24 protein-coding genes are annotated in these 25,415 nt (G+C 41.9%); 12 read left to right on the top strand and 12 right to left on the bottom strand.

Annotation, left to right across the window (positions count from 1 at the left end):
- Positions 1 to 15: 15 nt before the first annotated feature.
- The 4 genes from AC5JL8_RS24735 (at position 16) to AC5JL8_RS24720 (ending at position 7,850) form a co-directional block, all read left to right on the top strand.
- Positions 16 to 2,718, top strand: a complete 2,703-nt coding sequence (locus AC5JL8_RS24735) for a two-partner secretion domain-containing protein (RefSeq protein ID WP_495882325.1) — start codon at positions 16 to 18, stop codon at positions 2,716 to 2,718.
- Between the two features lie 414 nt (positions 2,719 to 3,132).
- Positions 3,133 to 3,384: a hypothetical protein gene (locus AC5JL8_RS24730; RefSeq protein WP_495882324.1), complete on the top strand. Its 252-nt coding sequence runs from the start codon at positions 3,133 to 3,135 to the stop codon at positions 3,382 to 3,384.
- Positions 3,385 to 3,501: 117 nt separating this feature from the next.
- The gene (locus AC5JL8_RS24725) at positions 3,502 to 5,880 is read left to right on the top strand and encodes a TOMM precursor leader peptide-binding protein (RefSeq protein ID WP_495882323.1); all 2,379 of its coding nucleotides are present in this window, start codon (positions 3,502 to 3,504) and stop codon (positions 5,878 to 5,880) included.
- 326 nt (positions 5,881 to 6,206) lie between these two features.
- Positions 6,207 to 7,850: a purple acid phosphatase family protein gene (locus tag AC5JL8_RS24720; protein ID WP_495882322.1), complete on the top strand. Its 1,644-nt coding sequence runs from the start codon at positions 6,207 to 6,209 to the stop codon at positions 7,848 to 7,850.
- A gap of 8 nt (positions 7,851 to 7,858) precedes the next feature.
- Here the strand turns inward: AC5JL8_RS24720 and AC5JL8_RS24715 are convergent, their stop codons facing one another.
- Positions 7,859 to 8,557 carry a Uma2 family endonuclease gene (locus AC5JL8_RS24715; protein WP_495882321.1) on the bottom strand — a complete coding sequence of 233 codons (699 nt, stop codon included), beginning with the start codon at positions 8,555 to 8,557 and terminating at the stop codon, positions 7,859 to 7,861.
- Between the two features lie 361 nt (positions 8,558 to 8,918).
- On the opposite strand from AC5JL8_RS24715, the gene AC5JL8_RS24710 reads away from it, so the two are divergent.
- On the top strand, positions 8,919 to 9,236 hold the full coding sequence (locus AC5JL8_RS24710; protein WP_495882320.1) for a hypothetical protein: 318 nt from the start codon (positions 8,919 to 8,921) through the stop codon (positions 9,234 to 9,236).
- A 212-nt stretch (positions 9,237 to 9,448) separates the two neighbouring features.
- Positions 9,449 to 11,176, top strand: coding sequence for a succinate dehydrogenase/fumarate reductase flavoprotein subunit (locus AC5JL8_RS24705; RefSeq protein ID WP_495882319.1), 1,728 nt, complete (start codon positions 9,449 to 9,451; stop codon positions 11,174 to 11,176).
- Between the two features lie 61 nt (positions 11,177 to 11,237).
- On the opposite strand, the gene AC5JL8_RS24700 is transcribed toward AC5JL8_RS24705, so the two are convergent.
- Positions 11,238 to 12,131, bottom strand: coding sequence for a heme-dependent oxidative N-demethylase family protein (locus AC5JL8_RS24700; protein WP_495882318.1), 894 nt, complete (start codon positions 12,129 to 12,131; stop codon positions 11,238 to 11,240).
- Between the two features lie 477 nt (positions 12,132 to 12,608).
- Between AC5JL8_RS24700 and AC5JL8_RS24695 the strand changes: the two genes are divergently transcribed.
- Positions 12,609 to 13,229, top strand: a complete 621-nt coding sequence (locus AC5JL8_RS24695; RefSeq protein WP_495882317.1) for a TMEM165/GDT1 family protein — start codon at positions 12,609 to 12,611, stop codon at positions 13,227 to 13,229.
- 219 nt (positions 13,230 to 13,448) lie between these two features.
- Here AC5JL8_RS24695 and AC5JL8_RS24690 read toward each other — a convergent pair whose 3' ends face one another.
- Positions 13,449 to 14,327 carry a tetratricopeptide repeat protein gene (locus AC5JL8_RS24690; RefSeq protein WP_495882316.1) on the bottom strand — a complete coding sequence of 293 codons (879 nt, stop codon included), beginning with the start codon at positions 14,325 to 14,327 and terminating at the stop codon, positions 13,449 to 13,451.
- A 376-nt stretch (positions 14,328 to 14,703) separates the two neighbouring features.
- Here AC5JL8_RS24690 and patR point away from each other — a divergent pair, with 376 nt between their 5' ends.
- Positions 14,704 to 15,711: a heterocyst master regulator PatR gene (gene patR / locus AC5JL8_RS24685; RefSeq protein WP_495882315.1), complete on the top strand. Its 1,008-nt coding sequence runs from the start codon at positions 14,704 to 14,706 to the stop codon at positions 15,709 to 15,711.
- Between the two features lie 151 nt (positions 15,712 to 15,862).
- Here the strand turns inward: patR and AC5JL8_RS24680 are convergent, their stop codons facing one another.
- The 5 genes from AC5JL8_RS24680 to AC5JL8_RS24660 all read right to left on the bottom strand — a co-directional run bounded on the left by AC5JL8_RS24680 (position 15,863) and on the right by AC5JL8_RS24660 (position 19,595).
- Positions 15,863 to 17,032, bottom strand: a complete 1,170-nt coding sequence (locus AC5JL8_RS24680; protein WP_495882314.1) for a homocysteine biosynthesis protein — start codon at positions 17,030 to 17,032, stop codon at positions 15,863 to 15,865.
- Between the two features lie 154 nt (positions 17,033 to 17,186).
- A complete protein-coding gene (locus AC5JL8_RS24675; protein WP_495882313.1) occupies positions 17,187 to 17,876 on the bottom strand; it encodes a histidine phosphatase family protein in 690 nt (229 codons plus the stop codon).
- A gap of 70 nt (positions 17,877 to 17,946) precedes the next feature.
- A complete protein-coding gene (locus tag AC5JL8_RS24670) occupies positions 17,947 to 19,095 on the bottom strand; it encodes an AI-2E family transporter (RefSeq protein WP_495882362.1) in 1,149 nt (382 codons plus the stop codon).
- Positions 19,096 to 19,182: 87 nt separating this feature from the next.
- A complete protein-coding gene (locus AC5JL8_RS24665) occupies positions 19,183 to 19,377 on the bottom strand; it encodes a hypothetical protein (RefSeq protein ID WP_495882312.1) in 195 nt (64 codons plus the stop codon).
- Positions 19,356 to 19,595, bottom strand: coding sequence for a hypothetical protein (locus AC5JL8_RS24660; protein WP_495882311.1), 240 nt, complete (start codon positions 19,593 to 19,595; stop codon positions 19,356 to 19,358). Before AC5JL8_RS24660 ends, AC5JL8_RS24665 begins: the two co-directional genes overlap by 22 nt.
- A 75-nt stretch (positions 19,596 to 19,670) precedes the next feature.
- Here AC5JL8_RS24660 and AC5JL8_RS24655 point away from each other — a divergent pair, with 75 nt between their 5' ends.
- The 4 genes from AC5JL8_RS24655 (at position 19,671) to AC5JL8_RS24640 (ending at position 23,235) form a co-directional block, all read left to right on the top strand.
- The gene (locus tag AC5JL8_RS24655) at positions 19,671 to 20,339 is read left to right on the top strand and encodes a DUF1614 domain-containing protein (protein WP_495882310.1); all 669 of its coding nucleotides are present in this window, start codon (positions 19,671 to 19,673) and stop codon (positions 20,337 to 20,339) included.
- A 175-nt stretch (positions 20,340 to 20,514) separates the two neighbouring features.
- On the top strand, positions 20,515 to 22,449 hold the full coding sequence (gene ftsH / locus AC5JL8_RS24650; RefSeq protein ID WP_495882309.1) for an ATP-dependent zinc metalloprotease FtsH: 1,935 nt from the start codon (positions 20,515 to 20,517) through the stop codon (positions 22,447 to 22,449).
- 266 nt (positions 22,450 to 22,715) lie between these two features.
- Positions 22,716 to 22,967: a type II toxin-antitoxin system Phd/YefM family antitoxin gene (locus tag AC5JL8_RS24645; RefSeq protein ID WP_495882308.1), complete on the top strand. Its 252-nt coding sequence runs from the start codon at positions 22,716 to 22,718 to the stop codon at positions 22,965 to 22,967.
- Positions 22,960 to 23,235: a type II toxin-antitoxin system RelE family toxin gene (locus AC5JL8_RS24640; RefSeq protein ID WP_495882307.1), complete on the top strand. Its 276-nt coding sequence runs from the start codon at positions 22,960 to 22,962 to the stop codon at positions 23,233 to 23,235. The genes AC5JL8_RS24645 and AC5JL8_RS24640 overlap by 8 nt, the downstream gene beginning before the upstream one ends.
- 88 nt (positions 23,236 to 23,323) lie before the next feature.
- Here the strand turns inward: AC5JL8_RS24640 and AC5JL8_RS24635 are convergent, their stop codons facing one another.
- The 4 genes from AC5JL8_RS24635 to AC5JL8_RS24620 form a co-directional block, all read right to left on the bottom strand.
- Positions 23,324 to 23,884: a Uma2 family endonuclease gene (locus tag AC5JL8_RS24635; RefSeq protein ID WP_495882306.1), complete on the bottom strand. Its 561-nt coding sequence runs from the start codon at positions 23,882 to 23,884 to the stop codon at positions 23,324 to 23,326.
- Positions 23,885 to 23,962: 78 nt separating this feature from the next.
- Positions 23,963 to 24,523, bottom strand: coding sequence for a Uma2 family endonuclease (locus AC5JL8_RS24630; protein WP_495882361.1), 561 nt, complete (start codon positions 24,521 to 24,523; stop codon positions 23,963 to 23,965).
- A gap of 73 nt (positions 24,524 to 24,596) precedes the next feature.
- A complete protein-coding gene (locus AC5JL8_RS24625; RefSeq protein WP_495882305.1) occupies positions 24,597 to 24,998 on the bottom strand; it encodes a hypothetical protein in 402 nt (133 codons plus the stop codon).
- 49 nt (positions 24,999 to 25,047) lie between these two features.
- Positions 25,048 to 25,185 carry a hypothetical protein gene (locus AC5JL8_RS24620; RefSeq protein ID WP_495882304.1) on the bottom strand — a complete coding sequence of 46 codons (138 nt, stop codon included), beginning with the start codon at positions 25,183 to 25,185 and terminating at the stop codon, positions 25,048 to 25,050.
- Positions 25,186 to 25,415 lie beyond the last annotated feature (230 nt).

The following is a 25,415-nucleotide window of genomic DNA, read 5'->3' as shown; positions in this document are numbered from 1 at the left end:
ATCAAAAGGCATTACATGAAGTTGCCATACATCCTCAGTATTGCTGGACTATTTACTAGCTGTAATCTAAAATTTGTTAGCCCCGCTTGTGCCCAGGCGATTGCCTCTGGCAGTGGGCATAGCCCAATCGCAGCTGATGGTACTCTCCCCACAAATGTTACCTCAGTTGATGGTCACAATTTCACAATTACAGGTGGTACTCAAGAAGGAGGCAATCTTTTTCATAGTTTTAGCCAATTTTCTGTACCAACAGGCGGATCAGCCAATTTTGCTCATGCTTCGGTTATTCAAAATATTATTAGTCGAGTTACTGGTAATCTTCCATCTAATCTTGATGGCAAAATCCATACCATTGGCAATGCCAACCTATTCTTAATTAACCCTAATGGAATTATCTTTGGCCCTAATGCCCAATTAGATATTGGTGGCTCATTTTTTGCCACTACTGCTAACAGTTTGAAATTTGCTGATGGAAGAGAGTTTAATACATCCGCAGATAAGACTTCACCTTTACTAACAGTGAGCGTTCCTATCGGTTTACAGTATGGTAGAAAATCAGCAGTTATCCAAGTCCAAGGAGCTAATCTTGCAGTCAGGCCAAATCAAACGCTGGCGCTGATAGGAGGTGAGGTTAGCATCAACGGTGGCGAGTTGAGGGCTGATAGCGGCCGCGTGGAACTGGGTGGAGTAGCAGATGCAGGTACGGTTGGACTGTCATTAAAAGGCGGCCAATTTAAACTAAGTTTTCCCAGCAATTTAGCTAGAGCTAATGTTTTACTAACTGATAACGCACTGGTAACAACCAGTGGTGATGGAGGTGGTAGTATTCAACTTACCGGCAAGCAACTCATAATTGACAACTCGTTTGTAAAAGCAAACACACTAGGCTCTGTATTTGGAGCAAACCTGACGTTAAATGCTTCAGATTCCGTCATAGTATCGAGCGCTAGCACTTCTGGCAAATTTGAGCATGGTTTGTTCGCTGAAAACAGTGGTAGTGAAGCTAGCTTAGGAATAACAATAACTAGTAGCAAACTTTCGGTTGAGGGCGAAGCTCGAATCTCTACTGCAACTTCACCTGGTTCCTCAGGGAAAGGAGGAGATTTAACCATTAATGCTTTTGATTCTATTAACTTGGATGGTGCTGATTCAGAAAATTATTCTTTATCAACTGGGTTGTTGACTGATACTTATGGTAGTGGAGCAGGGGGCAATTTAAAAATAAATACAGAAAGATTAACTGTTAAAAACGGAGCGCAAATATCTGCCGCAACCTTCAGTGAAGCCAAAGGCGGAACTTTAACAGTTAATGCTGCAAATACTGTGGAATTATTAGGAGTTTCCTTTACTGATTTCTTAGTCAGTGGTTTGTTCACATCAGTTCAAGAAGGTAGAGGACAAGCTGGAGATTTAATAGTTAATACAGGTCAGTTAATTATTAATGATGGCGCACAAATTTTTGCTGGCACTTTAGCACAAGGAAATAGTGGACATATCATGATTAATGCTACTAATTCTGTGAATGTAAGTGGAGTATCGCCTATCTATCAAGTTCCTAGCGGGATTTTTAGTAGTACAGATATCGACACTACAGGTAACGCTGGTAATTTAACAATTAATACTAAGCATCTAATAGTGGCGGATGGAGCTAATATTACTGTTGAGACCAGAGGGTTGGGTAAGGGAGGAGTCATGACTATCAATGCAACCGACTCTATCCAGATATTAGGACAAGGCCCTCTTATAGAGGATATATTCGACCCAACACTCTTAATTCCAACATTTAGTAGTTTATCTGCAAATGTATTGAACAGGAGTAATATTAACGATGCTGGAAGTTTAGAAATTAATACTAATCAATTATCAATTCAAGGAGGTGCTAGGTTAAATGTTGATAATGAAGGCTTGGGTAAAGGAGGAAATATCAATGTTCTAGCTAACTCAATATTACTTGATAATGCAGGAAACATTCAACAAGATGCAGGAGGAATTCAAGCTACAACAAAATCAGGTGAAGGTGGCAATATTACACTACAGTTAAAAGATATTTTGCTAATGCGTAACGGCAGTAAAATTACTACTAATGCTAAAGGCGGTAGTGGTAGCGGTGGCAATATAAATATTAGTTCTAGCGTATTAGCTGTTGCTGAAAATAGCGATATTACAGCTAATGCAATTGCAGGACAAGGTGGAAATGTTCAAATCGCAACACAAGGAATATTTGGTATTCAGCTGCGTTCTGAACAAAGTTCAAAAAGCGATATTACGGCTAGTTCTCAGTTTGGGCTAAGTGGTTCTGTAGGAATTAAAACTCTAGAAGGTGATCCAACAACAGGAATTGTTGTCTTACCAGTTGAACCAAATGATGTTTCTACATTAATTACTCAAGGTTGTGGACAAAATAAACCTCAAGAATCCAGCCGCTTCACTATTACCGGACGGGGTGGTTTACCCCAAAATCCAGAGGTGGCTTTGGGTAGTGACACAATTTTAGAAGATATTCAAATAGTTCCAATTCAAACAGGTAGCGGTTCCAAAGTGGCCGTTCCTTCTACAAATTCATCTCTACAACCGCCCGATGAAATAGTAGAAGCTCAAGGACTTGTCGTATCACCCCAAGGACAGGTATTGCTCACAGCACAAGCACCTGTTGTTATACCTCACGGAACTGGGCTTACCACAGCTAGTTGTCAGACAAATTATACCGTTTCGCCTTAAGGTTGCTCAAGATGCCACCAGCTTAGAGAAAGCGATTGGTATAATTCTTGATTAAATTCAAATTAGATATATTCAGCGTAAATTATTAGAGATTGAATAAAGTTATTAGACTAATATAACCTTAATATTACTGATATTGTAATCAAGCTAAGTCAAATTTCAATATCTATCTGATATAACTAAATATCGGGAAACTTACTAATGGAAAGACTGTTTGAGTAATAACTAAAACTACAATTCTTCAATAAAGTAGAGGAATTAGGTAAAAGTTTTTAAATTTTTGGTGAAGGGATTTAGTTCCAATTGCGTATTTTAAACAAATAAATATCTAAATTATATTAAGATTTTAAATTTACATCAAGGTTATTTAAGTAAACAATAAGACTAAATAACTTGTAGCTTTACTACGTGATTATGCAGCACGAACAAAAAAATATTGCTAAAAGCTTGATAATTGCAGAAAGTTTAATTGAAGAACTATCTGATGAACAATTAGCAGCTTGTATTGGTGGTTGTAGCCTTACAATTAATGCTGGGCAAACAACAGGTATAGAAGTCCCATTAATTAAACTGCCTATATCAGTACAACCCTCTGTTGATACTGGTATTGCATCTGTTAATGCTGATACTGATGGCTCACAGCGCTTTGGCTACTATCGAAAGTAATTTACAGAAGAATCTGTTGAGGTCAATGTCAACAAGATTCTTCATGTTATTGCAGATTTACACATTACTGCTGGGCAGTTTAAAACCAAGACAAAACAATTCGCTATATTGTTTTGAATGGACAAGATTTTGCAGATACATTTAATGTACGCAAAAGCGATCGCCCTCATTAAGTTACGCTGGAATTATATCCACAGGGCGCATCTAATTTACTCAAAAGTTAGATTTTTGTTTTTACAAACCTATTTAAGCAGTATGCTCATCCAGCCGAAGTTCAAAGAACACTTTCATGTTGAGGTATCTCCTCCTAAAAGTGTATTTCTATTCAGTGAAAAGGGGCATTTCGTCCTAACTGGGCGTTTATATTGCCTACTAGTACCATTATTAAATGGAGTTTACACTGTTGAGGAAATAGTTCAATGCCTTCAAGGGCAAGCTTCGGCTGATGAGATTATCTATGCTTTAGAACAGTTGGAACATAAGGGATATATCACCAGCGCAAATAACATACTACCTGCCGAATCAGCTTTTTGGGAACTGCTCCATGGTGATGCGAAAGTTGCTGTTGAGAGGCTGCAACAAGCTAAAGTTGCGATCGCCACTTTTGGTAAAATTACAACCGAGCCATTAAATGCCATCTTAGAATCCCTGAACATTAATGTTAGTGATAGTGGCGAGTTTACGGTTGTACTAACAGATGATTATCTCCAACTCGGTTTGGCAACCTTTAACCGAGAAGCTCTGCAAAATAAACGTTCTTGGCTGTTGGTCAAACCTGTTGGAGGTACAATCTGGATTGGCCCCGTATTTCGTCCTGGGCATACAGGATGTTGGGAATGCCTAGCGCAGCGTCTGCGAATGAATCGTGAGGTTGAGTCTTTTGTACAAGAACAAAAACAAACCCTTAACCCATTTCCTGTTTCTCGTGCTGCTTTACCTTCAACTGTACAAACTGGGTTAAATCTAGCAGCGACAGAAATTGCTAAATGGTTAACTAACCCAGAACAGCATTCTCTAGAAGGAACTCTGCTAAGTTTTGATCTTGTCAATTTCAACTTGCAACGCCATACCTTAGTTCGCCGCCCTCAATGTCATTGTTGCGGTGAGGCTACTGAATTTGCTCAACAGAAACCTCAACCATTAATACTTACTAGTCAACAGAAGCAGTTAAGTGATGATGGGGGATATCGCAGCTGCTTACCTGAACAAGCCTTTCAATATTACGAACATCACATTAGTCCCATCACTGGAGTCATCCGCAGCTTATTTCAACCCTTCCAAAATAATGATCTCATCCATGCTTATGTTGTTGATCACAGCTTGCCTAGAGAAGGTAGAGAGTTAGAAAATTTACGCAAGGCAGTTCGTCCCAAAAGCTTTGGTAAAGGAAAAACCGCAACACAAGCGAAGATGAGCGCTTTAGGAGAAGCGATTGAGCGCTACTCAGGTACTTATACAGGAGAAGAACTCCGGGTGAAAAGCACCTATGGCAAGCTGGGAGAACTGGCAATTCATCCGTATGAATGTATGTACTATAGCGTAGCTCAGTACCGCGATCGCTCTTCCTGGAACGAGCAACATCACTTCATTCAATGGGTTCCCGCTCCATTTGATACTACCCAAGAAATTGAATGGACTCCCATCTGGTCACTCACTCATCAGAAATTTAAGTATTTGCCTACAGCATATTGTTATTATGGCTATCCGATAGCTGAAGAACACTGCTTTTGTTATGCAGATACCAATGGCACAGCTGCCGGAACTTGTAAGGAAGAAGCTATTCTCCAAGGTTTTATGGAGTTGGTAGAACGGGATGCGGTAGCAATATGGTGGTACAACCGTCTGCGTAGACCTGCTGTTGATCTAAATAGTTTTGATGATCCTTATCTGCATAAACTGAAAACATACTATACATTTATAGGACGTGATTTTTGGGTATTAGACCTCACTACCGATTTAAAGATTCCTACGTTTGCCGCAATTTCCAGACGCACTAATCAACAGCCAGAAGATATTTTATTTGGCTTTGGAACTCACTTTGATGCAAAAGTTGCCCTACTCCGTGCTGTTACTGAAATGAATCAGATGGTATTTCTCTCCAATGGGGCAAATTCTAATTCTTCAGCAAAATTTACTCGTCAGGATATGCAAACTTGGTGTAATACTGCGACATTAGAAAATCAAACATATCTTGCACCCGATTCTAATGTGATTCCTCAAATGTACACAGACTATTCTTCATACCGCAGTCATGACTTGCGAGAAGATGTTATTGCCTGCGTTGACTTAGCAGGTAAACATGGTCTAGAAATGCTTGTCCTCGATCAAACACGTCCAGACATTAGTATGTCTGTTGTCAAGGTTGTTGTTCCTGGACTGCGCCATTTTTGGGCACAGTTTGCACCAGGTCGGCTGTATGAAGTACCTGTAAAAATGGGGTGGTTAAAACAAGAATTCATAGAAGACCAGCTTAATCCAATTCCCATGTTTCTTTAGAGATTTAATTAAAGTTAATTTAACTAAAATTTAATCAACTATTGCCAAAATCAAAATAATTCTCAAAAGAACCACAAATATCTGTGTTCATGTGTGTTGATCTATAGTTCGATACTTCTCAAACATCCTCTAAGAATGTATTGTTTGCGGAACAGAGTAAAGTATTGGAAACAGCCTGTACTACACCTTGTTCTGTATGTCTTAATTACGAATTTGTATTACTCATGCTTAAAAGTATAAGCAGCCGGAAAATTTCCTTACTAGTTATGGTGGCGCTAGTTGTATGCTTTACTCTGGTAAGCGTGCGTTCATTTGGGCAAACAATTATGATATCAGCACCCAAACTGCTGACAGATCCATTTTTGCAGCTGCCAACGGAAACATCTGTACGAGTAGTATGGTTTACCGAATTTGTTGGTGATAAACACATAGTCAACTATGGGGAAAATCTCAGTCAGACTATTTTGGCAAGCACAACCCAACTTAGCCGCACACGGGAAGACCAACAATCACGAGTACACAACCAAACCCAAAATGGACAAATATACCAAAAACCTGTTCAGCGTCCAATTTGGCGACATGAAGCTGAAGTAAATAATTTAACTCCTGGGGTACAAATTGCCTATCGCATCACTAGTGTGCGGGAAGATGGCGAGAGTGTCAGCAGCGATGTTTTTACCCTTGCACCCAAACCAAAAGTAGGTACACCCCTTAAAATTTTACTTACCTCCGACCATCAACTTAAGCCGATGACAGCAGCAAATCTGCAAAAGGTAGTAGAAACAGTTGGACGAGTGGATGCAGTTTGGTTTGCCGGCGATTTGGTTAATGTCAGCGATCGCGCCTCAGAATGGTTTGATGATAATCGAGGTGGTGCATTCTTTCCCGGTTTGCAAGGTCTTGCCAAATATGAAATGAATTACAACGGCGTAAAGCCAATTTATACTGGTGGGCAAATAATACAATATGCGCCGCTATTTACTTGCATTGGCAATCATGAAGTGATGGGGCGTTTTGCTAGGACAGCAAGTTTAAACGATGAATTTGATGATCCGATTCCTCTTACAGTAGCCCAAAAATTATATGGCGACAAATCGCTAAAAGATAATTCTTTTAATACCGATACATACGAAGAGATTTTCACTTTACCAACAAGTAATGAAGGTGGAAAAAAGTATTATGCAGTCAGCTTTGGTGATGTACGCCTAGTAGTACTTTATGTTACGAATATGTGGCGAACTCCCAAATTAGATGCACAGGCGAGGGGTAGATATCGAGAAGCAGAAAAGGATTTTCAAAATTCTGAAAATTGGGGTTATGGACAACATATTTATGAGCCAATTACTGAAGGCAGTAAGCAATACAATTGGCTAGAACAAGAACTCAACAGTTCTGAGTTTAAACAAGCAAAATACAAAGTCGTAATGTTTCATCATCCGCCTCATACTCTAGGTGATAACATTGTCCCTGCCTATACAAATCCAATCCAGATAATTGAACGGGATGATGTTGGCAATATTAAGGCAGTACGTTACGAATATCCCAAGGATGCAGATTACCTGATCCGCGATGTCATACCTCTACTAGAGGCTGCTAATGTGCAATTAGTTTTCTATGGGCATTCTCATTTATGGAATCGTTTTATTAGTTCTAGTGGAATGCACTTTTTAGAAACCTCTAATGTTGGTAACTCTTATGGTGCGGCTTGGGGTAACAAAAAGCGAGAAGTGCCAATAGGATATCGAGAGAATTATGTTGCAGTTGGCGACCCCAATGGTTTAGAACCTGTAGTACCAACAATTGCCCCATTGTTAGGGGAAGACGGCCAACCAATGCCGTATATTGCTAGTAATGAAATTACTGCTTTCAGTATTTTTGATACTGGAAGAGGAACGATAAGCAGCTATCGGTTTGATACTCGCAAGCCTGATTCAGAAGTTGTAAAATTTGATGAATTTAAGTTGAAATAATTATTTAATTACTCATCTTCAACACCAAGCAAGCGCAATCTTTCTGCTAACCGTTCAGCACGTTGGCGTTCCTGTTCTAACTCTAGACTTTGCCGTTCTAACTCCAATTGCGCCTGTAAAGCAGCTTCTTCTGGTGTTGGCACTAAATTACCTTCAGTAGTAAAGTAACGCAGTTTGCCTGCATCAATACCCAAGTATAAACCTAACTCCTGACTCCAGCGCCAACCATTAGCATTGGGCGAAATCTCTTGATATTCGCTTCCTACTAGTTTAAATCCTGCAAATTCTAGAGTGTCTGGAGAAAACCAGAAATACTCTGGCGTATGAAATCTGTCTTGATACAAGGTTTTTTTCAAATTGCGGTCTGTATCAGCAGTGCTATTTGACAACAATTCGATTATCAAATTGGGGTATTTGCCATCTTCTTCCCAAACTACCCAAGAGTTGCGAGGACGCTTTTGAGTCTGTTTAACTAGGAAAAAATCAGGGCCACGAAAATCTTTATTCCGCAATTGTTGACGACTAAAATAAATTGTGAGATTTGCCCCAATAAAATAATCATTCCTGTCACGCCATAGCCATTCTAAACAAGTGACTAGTAGTAATAGCTGGGCATAGTGCAGAGAACTTTCCATTTCTGGCTCATCGCTATATAGCTGACTAGCATCAGGCATAATGGCATCAAATTGTTGAGGAGTCAAAACCATTTGGCTTACCTCAAAATTACTGGAAGTAATCTATATTATCGGCGATGAGGACGAGTTTTGTCTTGAAAAGCTAAATAAACTAAAACTGTGTTACGCCATTTTCATCTGACCTAACTCAAATATTGAATTATTCTAAACTTTTTAAATAATCGGTAAAAGCTTTCTTTTGCCGTTGTATAAATTTAAGTAGCATTTATTACTTGTAATTGCAAATAATCAAATTATTTAGGATTGGCATCTAGCGATAGAAAGACCTAGTTGTAAAGTAATATAACGAATCTTGCAAAAATATTTAGAAATTGCCTCTCAGTCAAACCTGGTTCTAAGGTAGAACCTATAGGAGAGACTTGAGGCAAATGTGATGAAGATGAATGATATTCAAAAGTATCGGTTTGTCTGTACCCTGACCTTTGGTGATATTTACGGTCAAATAATTGTTTGGTTGATCACAATTACCATAAGTTTGGCATCAGCCTTGGCGCTGATGGGGGCCAGACGACCAGTTTATGCTTTAGCTACCGTTGGCCTCGTGGTCTTGTTATCGCTGCCTTTCTTGCTGTTTGCGTTTGTAACTACATTGTTAAATCATATTGAATTAACTGCTATAGAGCCTGGAACAAAGACCGAACCTATACCCGGTAATGTTTCTCAGCAACAACCTGTGCAAGCAACTAGTTGAAGGGATTTTAAAATTTAAATTTGACGTTTTGGGATTGAGGCGACTGACTTTCACAATCCAAAATCGAAATAGCATCCCTGTCGATTGGCAGGGAATTTTTTATAAGGGGTGAGGACAGTTACTTACACCTCTCGAAGGGCAACACACAACTTAATGAATCACATCTCTAAAATAGAACAGCAGCATTTTACATTCACAAGAGAATACTAATTATGCTTGAACATGATGTGATTATTGTTGGCGGTGGCTTGGCAGGATGTCGAGCTGCTGTGGAAATTGCTCGCAAAGACCCCAGCTTAAATATCGCCGTGGTTGCCAAAACCCACCCTATTCGTTCCCACTCGGTCGCAGCCCAAGGCGGTATGGCGGCGTCGCTGAAAAATGTTGATTCAGAAGATAGTTGGCAAGCACACGCTTTTGATACCGTCAAGGGTTCTGATTATTTGGCAGACCAAGATGCTGTAGCAATTCTTGCCCAGGAAGCGCCGGATGTAGTCATTGATTTAGAACACATGGGTGTTTTATTCTCGCGCTTGCCTGATGGTCGCATTGCCCAACGTGCTTTTGGTGGACATTCCCATAAACGTACTTGTTACGCTGCGGATAAAACTGGTCACGCGATTTTGCACGAATTGGTTAACAACCTACGGCGTTATGGCGTGCATATTTATCAAGAGTGGTATGTGATGCGCCTGATTTTAGAAGAAGGTCAGGCGAAAGGTGTGGTGATGTTCAGCCTGCTGGATGGGCATATAGAGGTGCTACGGGCTAAAGCGGTAATGTTTGCCACCGGGGGTTATGGTCGCGTTTATAACACCACCTCTAATGATTACGCTTCTACTGGTGATGGTCTGGCAATGACTGCGATCGCCGGTTTGCCTCTAGAAGATATGGAATTTGTGCAATTTCATCCCACAGGGTTATATCCAGTAGGAGTGCTAATTTCCGAAGCGGTACGCGGCGAAGGGGCATATCTCATCAACTCTGAGGGCGATCGCTTTATGGCGAAATACGCACCCAGCCGCATGGAATTGGCTCCTCGTGATATTACCTCACGGGCAATCACTTATGAAATTCGCGCTGGTCGTGGTATCCATCCCGATGGTAGTGCTGGTGGCCCATTTGTCTATCTTGACCTGCGTCACATGGGCAAAGAAAAAATTATGAGTCGTGTGCCTTTCTGTTGGGAAGAAGCCCATCGCTTAGTAGGCGTTGACGCTGTGACTCAACCTATGCCAGTACGTCCAACAATTCACTATTGTATGGGTGGTATCCCTGTTAACACTGATGGGCAAGTCCGCAGCAGTGGTGATGGTCTAGTTGATGGCTTCTTTGCGGCTGGGGAAACATCTTGTGTTTCCGTACATGGTGCAAATCGCCTCGGTAGTAATTCCCTACTAGAGTGCGTAGTTTATGGAAGGCGAACTGGGGCTGCGATCGCTCAATTTGTGCAAAACCGCAAATTACCGATAGTGGACGAGCAACGTTATGTTAACGAAGCGAAGCAACAAATCCAAGCTTTGCTAGAACAACCTGGGCAGTACCGCATTAATCAAGTTCGTCAAGCCTTCCAAGATTGTATGACTGATTACTGTGGGGTTTTCCGCACCGAGGAATTAATGCGTCAAGGTTTGGAGAAATTGGCAGAATTACAACAGCAATATCCTCAAATTCACTTAGATGACAAAGGCAGTTGCTGGAATACAGAAATTGTCGAAGCTTTAGAACTGCGGAGTTTGATGGTGGTAGGGCAGACTATTCTAGCCTCAGCCCTAAATCGCCAAGAAAGTCGCGGCGCACATAGCCGCGAAGATTATCCCCAGCGAGATGATAGTAAATTTCTCAAACACACAATGGCTTACTATTCACCAGCTGGTATTGATATTCAATATCGCCCAGTGGTGATTAATATGTTTGAGCCACAAGAGAGGAAGTATTGAAATTAAAAATGGGGTGTGAGGAGTTTGATACAAGTTGTTTAGAAAAAAGCACTGTTCACGGTTAAATATTGGAGATTTTGGTTAAATACTCAAGCAGTACCTCTCGCTTAGAAGATAAATTCTTATATTGCAGCATTGATTGCGGCATTTGTTGAATTACTGCCGATAAACTTTGAGCGATCGCTGGATGATTTTCTAAGATAAAAAGTGGATAAACGTAAGTCCGAATTGTAAAAAGAATATGACTGGTTATTTCCAGTCGTCGCAGGGTTTGCCGTTCTACCCTAATCCAAAGTTTTTGCCCTACATGGTCAGCAGTAAGATTTGTGTCTAATCGGCTGGAACTTTGAGAGTGTCCTAAAAACAGTTCTGGAGTATCAGCAATGCCCCAATTCAAACGATATCCTGGACTATCTACTTTGAGGCGATCAAAAAAATTGTTTACTGGATACTCTAGCTTCTGTGGATACTCAGGAACAGGCTGGTGAATTTGATTCATCGGCCGCCCCAATTTATCCTGTAACCGCCAATGGGCAGGAAAACAAACTGAAGCAGCAACCAAAATGTATCCTTCTGGACTCGGTTGCATTAAACACAAGTCTTCTTGCACCAAGCGTCCTGCTAAATCGAGAGGATTTATCTCAAAATCTTCAATATTCCAAATTTGTTGTGTCAGCAAGATTTTGATTTGCTTTCCTTGGCGTTGATAATAATTTGGAAAGCGTTCCGGGAGATAATCTAGCAATAGATTAAGTACTTCTGTTTGTGCGCTTTCACTACCTGGTAAACTGGCAAAAACCTCAGAATGAGAGTTTTGTAAAAGTTCTTGCTTACGCTTGAGGTAGGTGGCAAATTGATCGTCAATTTCAATCCAGTCTTGGATTTGAAGCGGTTTTAACCCCATCTTTATGCGCCATTGACTATCCGCGAATGGTAGATAAAGTCGTTGATTCATTGCAGATTTTGGAGATTATCAGCTCACTTAATTTTGATTTATAGCAATATTTATGTCTTATATAAGATTCAAATATTGTTTCGCTATTAATATTAGATGTAAGATTTATATCTAATTTTTGAAATACACGTCGTCGGGTGGGCATTGTCCAGCAAAACCCGGATATGGTGGGCATTGCCCACCCTACTATTAATATTATGTTGTGTTCTGTAAGATATTTCCTATTAAGTTGACTCGTACTTACGATAGATGTACAATTTCAATGAAATAGAAGGGGAGTAGCTGCTGGCAAAAACATCTAAAAGCCAGTACATCTGAATCAACATACTGGCAATAAGCCTGGTTCAGATGACAAGTAATCAACATTTGGAAGCGAGACCTTCACTGAGTTCACACCAAAAAAGTGTGAAGCTTGGTGAAGTCTTGTGGCTCTCATCAAGCTCACATCGCTAAATGATTTTTCAGGAGCTTGAGAGAGTGCTAACAGCTTTTACCGCAGGTTTATTACTAATTACAGTTTCGGAGTTAGGGGATAAAACCTTTTTTATCGCCGTGATTTTAGCGATGCATCATTCACGGCGTTTGGTATTCGCGGGGGTAACAGCCGCTTTAGCAGCAATGACGATCCTTTCGGTGATGTTGGGACAAACAGTGTCTTTGTTGCCAAAAGTTTATATTCATTATGGCGAAATAGCTTTATTTATTGCCTTTGGTATTAAGCTGTTGTACCAAGCCAGTCGGATGTCTGCCTTAACTTGTGATACAGAAGTTGTAGAAGAAGCCGAAGCTGTGGTAAAGCAAGCCGATTTACAATTGCCGAAACGTAAAACACCACTGGCAATTTTAATCGAAGCCTTTGTATTGACATTTATGGCAGAATGGGGCGATCGCACGCAAATTGCCACCATTGCCCTAGCAGCCGGAAATAACCCCATTGGAGTGACTACAGGCGCGGTTTTAGGACACGCCATTTGTGCCGCGATCGCTGTAATCGGTGGAAAAATGATTGCAGGGCGTATCTCCGAGCGTCAACTCACTTTTATTGGTGGATGCTTGTTTCTAATATTTGGTGTCGTTGCAGCCCTAGAAGGCGCGTGAAACCCACAATTTAAAATTACTCAACTACAACTCCCTCATCTCTATTAGACCTTTTATAAAAATAAAGCAGGAGAAGCAGAGGAAGCAGGGGAAGCAGGAGGAGAAAAAAGGCTTATCTGAACTGTATTGGGGGCTGTAGACAAAGTGAAAGAATTGTAAATATTTTCTCCTTGTCCCCTTCCTTGTCCCAAATTCCTTCTGCCCTCTGCCTTACCTTCCTCATTGCTTGGGTGTACTTTCCATCGAGGGTGTGGGAGATGCAGCAGGGGTAGGAGTTGGGGAAGCCTCTGCTGCTTTGTTAATTTCATCTCTGTACTGAGCAGGTGCTAAAGCCGAAGCATTAGCAAACAAAGGCTTGGCTTCTGCGGCTTTGCCTTGTTGCTTCAAGAGCATCGCCTTGGCTAAAACCGGGCGAAAATCCTTGGGATCTTTCTTAATCGCCTGGTCAAATACAGAGATAGCTTGGGGATAACGTTTTTGGGAGGCGTGAACATTGCCTAAAAGTACCTGCACAGCAACAATATCCACACTTCCAGGCTGAATTGTATTTGCCTGATTTGCAGCAGATAAAGTCTCTTGCAATAAACCAATGGCTGCTTCGGGGCGTTGCTGGCTTAACAAAAGAGCCACCATTCCTTGCAAAGCCTTGAGATCGCCAGGTTTGGTTGCTAAAACAGCACGATAAGCTTGGGCTGCGCCTTCCTTGTCACCAATTTGTTGCTTGGCTTGAGCCAAGAGTACAGCATATTCTGTCTGGTCTGGATTCAGCTTGGCTAGCTTTTCTAAAGGAGTAATTACTCCTTGAACGTCTCCTTGTTTGAGACTTAACAGTTGTAGCCGCGCTTGTAATAAGCCTTTAAGAGCTGTCTGATTCTCTGGTTCCCGTTGCAAAACCAGTTCATAACCCCGAACTTCGTCTTGCAATTTTGATTTTTGGTCAGAGGAAGGCAAACTGCCCCCAGCGCTGGCGTTATTCTGGGTTGAGGGTTGCGTATTATTAAATGCAGTAATTAGGGGAACCATTGAAATTCCCACAAAAGCAAGAACTGCCAGAGCCAACACGACCTTAACTATCCAGTTGTTGCGCGGTTGAGACACAAAATTTTCTGCTCCTAAACTCTAATGACATTATCATTTACACAAATTAGAAAGTTAAAAATTTCCAAAACTTTGCGGAATACCGTCGATTGTCTGTGAATTTTATAACAAATAACTATCCACGCTGCTTAAGTTAAGTGATGACTTTAGGAGGAGCCGTCAGAACTGTAGCTATGATATGCTTCCGAAACTAGTGTAAAGGCGCTAAATTAGAAAATTTGGTGTACAAATAAGTTTTGCGTCTTTAGAATCGTACAGGGCGCTCTAAAGTAGCTTGGTTGAAAGCAAATATACTTTCATCAGCCGCACAAACGCTCTTTCCAGCTGCCTTCGTTAAATCCCACAATGGGATGTGTCTCCGCCGCAAGGAGTTTTTATGAATTCCGACCTGATGCCGTCGCCTGAATCCTCCAACCCTTCTGCCTCTAACCAGGGCCCAACTAACATAGAAGCAACCGCTAATGTTCCTACAGTAGCAGTCCAGGCCTCTAAAATTGAGAATTCACCCGTTAACCCTAGTGAGACTGCCTCAAATGGGAATTTCGTTAATCGGCAGCAACCGATTCCGCCTCCCAGTGAACCGATGCAGTATCGAGCGATCGGGTTAGTTCGGGGCCGCTACCATGCCAGCGACGAACAATTTACTCAAGGTACTCTGTTAACTACAGATGGTGTAGAACTCAATGCTGTCCTCCTAGGACGAATTATGAGTTTAGTTAAGAATCATTTAGATTTAACACAAGAACACCTATGGGTAGTTTATCCGCGCACAAGACAAGAAAATGATACATTGCACATCCAAATTGTAGGAGTTTGGGAGCCAGAAAAACTGGCTAAACATCTTACAGAGGAGGATGAGGAAGATTCGGATTCACAAGAATTGTACATCAGCGATCATAGTGAGTCCGAGAGTTCCGAAGAAGCTACGAATACTTTTAAAGCCTCATCAGACATTCCAGATGGTGGTTTTTCTGTTCGTGGCGAAGTAGTTTACCAGTCTTTTGACGCTAAGAGCTTGGTGGTTAAAATTAAGCAGGCTGCACGCAAACCAACTGATAAACCCAAGTATTTTAAGTTAAAGCTGAGGGGTGTGCTGACCACCAAAGCAGTAGGTAAGTTTTGGGACTTCCAAGTGAAGCGGGAAGCTGATGTATTAGTAGTAGAAAATGCTGAGGCGATCGCTGACCTGCCTAAAAAGCGCAGACCACCATTCAAAGGCGGCCCTCGTGCTGGCGGCGGAAGGAAACCATTCCCCCCAAGAAGGGGTGGCGAAACTCCACGCCCAATCAGAAAAACAGGCGGCGACTCCTCCGCAGTGTCGAAACCTGTGCCAAAAACGCCTGCTCCTAAGCCCGTAAAGCGCCCGAAACCACCTCAAGATTAGGGATCGGGGATTGGGTACCGGGTATCGGGGGACTTTTTCTCCCCCGATACCTGAAGTTGCTTCACTTGGGGAAACCCCTGCGTACCCGTCACTTCTCTCCTGCTCCCCTGCTTTTTCCTAGTCCCCAATTCCCAGCCCCCAGTCCCCAATATCAAAATTCCGTCCAACGGTCTTGTGGTAGAAAAGCTCGCTCCATCGGAATTTGAGAAACTGGCTCTGTGAGGGTAAATTTGCCAGATTCAATCCATTGTTTCAACTCTGAGGCAACTTCTCTAGAGAGAAACATACTAGCAAGGGGGGCAACGCGTACTGCTTTGCCCTCAATTGTGATACGCCCAGACTTGAGTTGAGCGTAACTCACCAAACCAAACGTGGGACGAACCCGCCGGGGAATTGAAAAGTCTACAATTGGTGCTACTAAATCTTTGTCTTGCACAGCACAGCGTTCAACTACTTCTTCATTTAGCACGGGGATTGGTACACCGACGCCCAACATCAATGAAGGCCCATAACTTTTGAAGTAACAACCCCGTACCCAACGAGCATCCATTTGCTTGGCATCACCGATTAAAGCTAAAGTAGCAGCCGGGCCAATTGGTGTATGATTGGCTAAACGTTTTTGTAAGGGGAAGTGCTGAGTACCTTCCCAGGCAACATAGCCAATACCACCGCCTAAAAAAATACGTGTGCCAATGCCGATAAGTTGCAAATCAGGGTCATTGAATAGAGGGGAAATCGCACCAGGGTTAGAGTAAACAGCATTCCCTAAACGTGGTTGTAAAGGCCCAAGATAAGTAAAAAGTGGGCGATCGCCTCCATTTACCCCCACAATAAAATTTTGATAAAGATTACGCGGATTAAATAAATAAAACTGATTTATTGTTTCACGGGTAATTGTCGTTTCAAACATTGCCCGTGGGTAACAATCTGTAACTTGTCCTTGCGCTCTTACGTGTACAGTTTTACCTGCGATCAAATCTTCTATGACATGGCCACCACCGCGTTCTCGGACTTCTTCGCCATCGATTACATCTACTGCACAGCTAGCGCCAAGATATAAATCTACTGCACCAAAACCAGAGTATGCCGGAACACCATCTAACCAGCAACGGCGAATTTTGATTGGGGGATCAGTGTGTCCGAGATTAATAATTGCACCACTGGCTTCCATCGGCTCAAAAGTGCCAGTGGTAATTACATCAACTTCCTGAGCAGCTTTAGTAATACCAACTTCTGCAACTTTTGCTTTTAATTCTTCAACAGTCAACACCACTGCATCTTGACGGCTGATTTTATGATTAATTTCCGCAATTGTCCGCATTTTAAATGTAGCGAATTGACATATTAATTATGAGCGAGTTAGTAGACGCACAATCAACTCTTTTCTCGTTTATATCTTCTTTGTTGCAAGGCTTGTTGAAGAATATAATATCTCGATAAATTATAGATTTTTGGATAATTTCCTGTTGAAAGTATCAAATCGGTTTAATCTGTCCAACCACCTCTATTTTGTTTTGTTTATTAGCTCGCACCACCACTGATTCTCCAGACTGTGGGTAAATATCGCCGATGAGTGCTGTAATGTTGACTTCGTGGGTGATCATTACAACTACACCAGAGCTATTACGTTTATTCAAGATAAACTGACGTAGTTGTGCAGTTTGCTTAGATTGCGTTGTGTAATTACGGAAGAAGGAATTCAGAGGTGGGAAAGGCTTAACTGCACCCAAATTCATCAGTTTTGCAGTCTCTAAACAACGACACCACTGGCTTGATAGAACTCTAGAAACACGAATATTTCGGCTTTTAAAAGCTTTTCCGGTTCGTACTGCCTGTTTTCTGCCTTCATCTGATAAGTTTCTTTGTGTAGAACAATCACCAAGGCGAAAATCAAGCGGATCGCCTATTCCTGGCGCTAAAGCATGACGCATGAGTACAACATAGCCTCTTCCTTGCTGAAGACGTGACCAAATTGCTGCTTGAGAGTTAGCAGAAACATTAGTTGCAGGGGATGATGTTGAACTTTCTTTTTTCGTGGATAGAGATTGCTGAGGTTGCTTTATAGATACTGCGGCTGGCTGTTGGGGAATTTCGGGATTGTATAAATCTTTGAATATTAGAGACAGTGCGATCGCACCAAGACCAAAAATGATGTAGCGACGCATGATGAAATAGCGTGGTAATAATGAGGAAGTGAAAACGGAAATGGCGATCGCGCAACGGGGTAGTTACTTTCTAATCTTCTTCTTGCCAAGCATCATCAATTGGCTGTTCCCTAGGAATCACTGAACTTTCTGCCCTCTTGCTATCATCTGCGCTAGGAGAGTCAGAAACTATGACTAATTCTGACTCTTTTGTATGGCTATGTCCCCATTGATCCAAAACATCATTAATCAAGACTTCTCGCAACCAAATCTTAGCGACAACAGTTAGAGGTAGCGCCAGCAATAATCCTAAAAAGCCGAAGAAAGTCACAAAAAACAGCTGAGAAATTAATGTCACAGCTGGTAGTAACGAAACTTGATGTGCCATGACGACGGGTGTGATGAAATTGCTTTCAGCTTGCTGAATGATCAAGTAGAGAATCAACACAGCAACAGCTTTCCAAGGAGAATCCAAAAGAGCGATCGCCATTGCTGGAACCACACTCATTGTCGGGCCAAGGTTAGGGATTAAGTTCAAAAATCCTGCCAAAACTCCTAAAGCCAGCGCCGCTTTCACACCCAAAAGTGATAAGCCAATCAAACTCATCAGTCCTACTACACCCATAGCGATGAGAGCGCCTGTTACCCATCCCCCCAATGAGACATCGCACTTATCCAAAATGCCATCTACCCGCCGTCGATAAAACGAGGGAAAAAGCCGCACAAATAATTTGCGGTAAGCGTAGGGATCGGCTAATAACATTCCTGTTAAAACCAGCACCAGCAAAACTTTAAGGACAGCTTCTAACGAGCCAGAAACGAAAGCGAAAGAATTTCCCAGTACTCGATTGATAAATGGCTGTGCTTGTTTGATTAGACTGTCTATATCCGGTATATAAGGTATTAGCTGACTAGGAACTTGGGTTTTTAGTGCGTTAAACCAACTATTGAACCGCTCGAAACCTTGGGGAACTCGATAGGTTAGTTCATTAAACTGAGCGGCAAAAGGCGGCACAATCAGCCAGAAAAAGCCAACAACGCAAGCTAAAAAGATTCCCACTGACAGGAGTACGGCAAATCCACGCTTCATGCCGAAACGTTGAAAGCGTAGTGCTAGACGATTCAAGGTTGTGGCTAATACAACTGCGGCAAACATTAGCAACAGCACTTCTTTAATTTGCCACAAGATGTATAACGAAATAATTATGGCGATTAAGCCGATCCATTGACCTAAATTCACAGGCTGACTCCTGGCGGTTGGCAAGCTGCATATTTCTGGCAATGCAGCTAGGTTAGCTGATTCTAGCAACTTCCGCCCATCAGGTTATCAGCTAATTTTGTTTTGTCTTTGGAATCGCCACAGTAGTGCGATCGCTAAAATTACAGACGGTAACAAAACGCTAACTAGGGCAATTGTATTTGTCCCCGGAATCATCAGGCTCGGCGCTACGTATTTAATCAACAGCGATAGCAAAGTCGAGAGTAAAAGCACTTTTAGAACTAATCCCAGGTGGTTTTCCATAAAAGTTCGGCAATACACATTTTTCTGTGGGGTATACACGAATTTGGTCTACGCCATCTAGTTTCTAGAATAGACCTAACAGATACAAATCTTTGCAATTCATATTCCGCACCCACAACTGTCACGATCGCTAACAACATCATCAATGCTGAAGTGAGTGTTAATTTGACTGCTTCTAAATTCTGAGAAGAAATATAGCATCGCTTAATCCTTTTCATTCGTTAAAGGATTGGATACTCAACTTCTAAGTGCATTTGGCTGAGTTAAAAACACAATCCTGTATCTCAATTTCCATGATCTACCTACCAGTTTCATTACTGCTATTTCTGGTATTACTGCTATTACTACCTTTTCTCTGGTTTGCTGTAGCAGTAGATGTGGTGGAAATTGCAGCTGCCAAGTTGGGATTTTCTCCCAATGTTGCCTTTTTATTGCTGTTGTTGATTATTCTTACCAGCACAATCAATATACCGCTATATCGCCTACAAACTCGCGTCCAATTAGCCGACGACTTTGCGGCGCTGTGGTTAAGAGAATTTTGGGGTATTCCTTTACGAAGAGTCGAGCAATCTAAAGTTGTAGCTCTGAACGTGGGTGGTGGCTTAATTCCGGTGACATTGGCACTTTACCAATTTACTCAGGGAAATATCTTAGCAATTTTGCTAGTCACTACCATTGTTACTGTTGTTAGCTATTATGCAGCGCGAGTAGTGCCAGGGATAGGTATTCAAATGAATCCGTTGTTGGCTCCCCTGACCGCCGCTTTATCTGCAATGTTGTTTGCTGCTCCCCATGCGGCCCCTGTAGCATTTGCTGGCGGCGTTTTAGGAACTGTAATTGGTGCTGACTTGCTGCATCTTAAAGATATTCAAGCTATGAGTGCTGGGGTACTAAGTATCGGTGGTGCGGGTGTGTTTGATGGCATTGCTTTGTGTGGTCTATTTGCTTTGCTATTAAGCTGAAAAAATAGCCAAGATAATTCGTAATTGATAGTTCGTAATTCGTAATTATTACCCTACGGCTTCAGCCGAGAGTTAAAACCAGAAAAAATCATACCTCTGACTGGAATTAAGAATTACGAATTAATAATTATTTTGAGCTTAATAACTGATAAATTCAAATTGAGGATACATCAAAATGCCTGTTGAAACTAATAACAAAAACCAAATTAAACCGCCAAGATTGCGGCAGTTTGGTGGCAGTTTTCTAATTTTACTAACCCTGTTGTTGCTCCTTAACTATATTGTTCCTACTTTCTTTGGCCCGCGATCGCCACAAGTCCCTTACAGCGACTTTATTGTTCAGGTAGAAGCGGGTAAAGTAGAACGAGCAGTTGTGGGTGGCGATCGCATTCAATACGTCCTCAAAAGTGAAATAGATGGCAAACCCACTGAACAAGTATTCACCACCACACCAGTAGCTCTAGATTTAGATTTACCCAAGATTCTCCGCGAGCATAACGTCGAGTTTGGTGCGCCACCACCAGATCAAAATGGCTGGATTGCGACTTTACTGAGTTGGGTAGCACCACCGTTAATTTTCTTTGGTATTTGGGGCTTTTTAATCAATCGTCAAGGAGGCGGCCCCGCAGCGCTAACGGTAGGTAAAAGCAAAGCCCGCATCTCTTCTGATGGCAGTACTGGTGTTAAATTTACCGATGTAGCTGGCGTAGATGAAGCCAAAGTAGAACTCGAAGAAATTGTCGATTTCTTGAAGAACGCTGACAAATATACCCGCTTAGGAGCGAAAATTCCCAAAGGTGCGCTGCTGGTAGGGCCTCCAGGGACAGGTAAGACCTTATTAGCAAAAGCGATCGCCGGGGAAGCAGCTGTTCCCTTCTTCAGCATCTCTGGTTCCGAATTTATTGAACTGTTCGTTGGTGTAGGTGCTGCACGAGTCCGCGATTTGTTTGATCAAGCTAAAAAACAAGCTCCCTGTATCGTCTTTATTGATGAGTTAGACGCACTCGGTAAGTCTCGCGGTGGTGCTGGTGGGTTCGTCGGCGGTAATGATGAACGCGAACAAACCCTCAACCAGTTACTTACAGAAATGGATGGCTTTGATGCCAACACAGGCGTAATTATCATCGCCGCTACCAACCGTCCAGAAGTTCTTGACCCCGCATTGCGCCGTCCTGGAAGATTTGACCGCCAAATTGTCGTCGATCGCCCTGATAAAATCGGTCGAGAAGCGATTCTCAAAGTTCATGCCAGAAACGTGAAATTGGCTGAAGATGTTAACTTAGCTACCATTGCCATCAGAACTCCCGGCTTTGCTGGGGCAGATTTAGCCAACTTGGTAAATGAAGCCGCATTGTTAGCAGCCCGTCAAAATCGGCAAGCGGTAATCATGGCAGATTTCAACGAAGCCATTGAGCGTCTAATTGCTGGGTTAGAAAAACGTTCTCGCGTGTTGAATGAAACCGAGAAGAAGACCGTAGCTTATCACGAAGTTGGTCACGCCATCATTGGTGCTTTGATGCCTGGTGCTGGTAAAGTCGAGAAAATCTCCGTTGTGCCCCGTGGTGTTGGTGCTTTGGGTTACACAATTCAAATGCCAGAAGAAGACCGCTTTTTGATGGTAGAAGACGAAATTCGTGGACGGATTGCTACTCTGTTGGGTGGACGTTCTGCTGAAGAAATTGTCTTTGGCAAAGTCTCCACAGGCGCGGGTGACGACATCCAGAAAACCACAGACTTAGCAGAACGCTACGTTACTGTATACGGCATGAGTGATAAACTCGGCCCCGTAGCATTTGAGAAGACACAACAACAGTTCATCGAAGGTTACGGCAACCCGCGGCGATCGATTAGCCCGAAAGTAGCTGAGGAAATTGACCGCGAAGTTAAGCAGATAGTAGATAATGCTCACCACATAGCCTTGACGATTCTGCATGAAAACCGCGACTTGTTAGAAGAAACCGCCGAGGAACTGCTACAAAGAGAAATTCTCGAAGGTACAGAATTACGGGAACGTCTTGCCAGAGCAAAAGCACCAGCCGAACTCAATGAATGGTTGCGTTCCGGCAAAGTATCAGAAGATAAACCACTGATGCAATCTGTTTTGAACTAACTATAGTCTCCTTCGTAGTTAGCACTTCAGTGCTGATTACCAACTTAGATAAAAGCGATCGCTCTTGAAGTGGGGTGATCGCTTTTTTTAATACTGTATGTCATCGCTAATAGTCCACTAACTCTAAAAAGTCACTCTTTGATCTAGAAATTATTATTCCTATCGGGTACTATATTGGTACAAATTCTATATTTTGTACAATTTGTTAAAATTGTACAAAATATAGAATTGTAGGCAATGTCAATTATTTATTTTTGTGAGACACTATGACTGTCACAAGTGCAAGTGAAGCTCGTGCTAATTTTCAAGAGTTGATTAATCGTGCTGAATATCGTGGCGATCGCATTGTGATTCAGCGTCACGGAAAACCTGTTGCAGCAATTATTGGGCTTGAAGATTTGAAGCTATTAGAAGCTATAGAAGATGCGATTGATTCTGCTGAACTTCGTCGTGCAGTTGAAGAAAATGATGGCTTTACTACGCTAGACGCAATAATTGCGAAGCGTGGAAATGAGTGAACGCTACACTTTAAGGATTGCAAAGACTGCTGAGAAAGATTTGTTAGACTTGCAAGCAAAACAATTTAAGCAAGTTGTAGCAAAAATTTTTTCACTTCAAGGTAATCCTCAGCCCCAAGACTGCAAAGCTTTGAAGGGATATGAAGGTGGGTATCGGATTGACCAAGGCGAGTACAGAATTTTGTACACCATTGATAACGAGAATAAGCTAGTTGACGTTTTTCGTGTTGGTAAGCGTAATGATGATGAAGTGTATAAAAATTTGTAGGTTTGTTCAAGATTTTAGTTTCGCCTTCACTTGAACCTCAACTAAAATTCAACAGCAACTGGGTTTATACTCAACACTCAGCACTTTGCTATATTTTTGGCAAACATATAAGTCGCTGAACTTGAACGGATACATCGGGAAAGGCTAGGGGGGCAATAGTACCTGTAGTTAATGTTAGTTCTGTTGTGTATTGCCCATTTTTCAAGTCTCGAAATACTTGTAACTGTGAAGACTTGAGGTTGACAACCCAATATTCAGCAATGCCTGCTTCTGCGTATATGTCTTTTTTCTCACCCAAGTCTTTGCTGAGGGTGGCTTTAGAGAATTCGATAATCCAGAAGATGTCTTCGGGGTAGGGATGGTGTTCTAGGTAGACCTCGCCTAAAGGTTTGACAATAGCAACATCGGGGGCGGGTTCTGAGTCGTTGGGGAGAGTGATCGGTTTGGCATCGCGGATTTTTACCCGTTCACCCAGCAGTACGCGCAGATAATCAGCTGCTTCTGTGTTGTAGTAGGCGTGAAGTTCTCGTTCTGGGGGCATAACGATCAGGTCGCCGCGCAATAATTCAATTGGCTGGTCGTCAAAGATACCTGCTTCTATTGCTCGGTGATAGCGTTCAATTGTCCATTTATAGGTAGTTGCGGTCATAACACTTTGTTTAGCTTTTGTTCTACCGTTTAGACAATAAATTTATACATTTTAGATTTGAGATTGTGTATTGTGACATTACGACAAACTCAGCCAGCCAAAAACTTGTTCTACTGTCAGTTCCAACTCGATACCCTCAAGTATGGGTAATTTATCAGCATCTTCGTATAATTCCACTCGCTGTCCAGGAAACACCCCCAGCACACTTTCATCTTCTGGATTAATCAACCAGCCTAATTCAGTTCCATTGCGCGAACAATGCAATAACTTATTCAATACTTGTTTGAGTTTTTGGTCTGGGGAAAGAATCTCAATTGCCCAGTCGGGATGAATTTCAAAGCGATTGGCAATTCTACCAGATGAAGTTTTAGGAATTCTATCCCAGCGAAACACGGCTACATCAGGAACAATAGACGCACCGCCGAAAGTGCAGCGCAGTTCTGAAATAGCTATGGCAATTTTCTGATTTCTCGCTACGCCGTTAATAACTTCACACAAAGTTGTCTGAATCAGGCCATGTTCACCTTGAGGCATTGGTTTTTGAATGATTTCTCTATTGATAAATTCTGATGCTGGCTCAGTTTCTGGCAGTTTGAGGAACTCCTCTAAAGTTAGTTGAGGTTGACTAGCGATCGCCATAAGTGATTGCAATAGAAAGGATAGTTTTATTATGGGCAAACTCGCGAAGTGCCCGCTGGAGACAGAATCTAGTTTAAATACTAATTGGCACTAAAATTATAATTCCACTGAAAATAAGCAGAACCAAAGTAATAATTAAACCGTATCGTAAAGACATAATATTTAAAATTCCTAATAACCATACTAAAGCTACTTCAACTATAGTTGCTCCAAAAACTCTCAAGATATGTCTAGCTAATTGAAATAAAGAATAATCAGCATATAGCAAATTTACGTCGCGTATTAAATCTACACTTGACCTAAGCAAGATAAGATTTAGTCCAATAATGACTATCGTTAAGAGTATAAAAGCAATGAGTTTAAATAATCGATTTTGAAGTCTCATACTTGTTGATAAACTCAATCCATCTTTACTTGCATAAAGAGCGATCGCTGCTCTGGTTGCTACATGGAAAACGCTGTTGGCATAACGCACTATCAACACTTCAGGGTGCGTTAGCCTGGAGTATAACAAACCCTACTGGCTAATTATGAATTACTAAAGTTAGCTGGCATTGACTGGCGATCGCCATAAGTGATTGCAATAGAGGGGATAGTTTAATTATGCAAGACGCGCGATCGCCTAGCTTGTAGGAACGCACTATCAACAATTCAGGATGCATTAGCCTACCCTCCGGGAACGCCTGACGAGTAAACAAAGTTCAAAGACTCATTAACGGAGTTCTAATACTCATTCACGAGTATCAAAGACTGATTAACGGAGTTCAAAGCCTCATTAATGGAGTTCTGAGGTGGATGAATCCAGTTCAAAGACTGATTAACGGAGTTCAAAGCCTCATTAACGGAGTTCTGAGGTGGATGAATCCAGTTCAAAGACTGATTAACGGAGTTC

This window comes from Mojavia sp. (assembly GCF_059505145.1).
The sequence above is the reverse complement of the archived record's forward strand: the minus strand, read 5'-3'. Positions and strand labels throughout refer to the sequence as shown.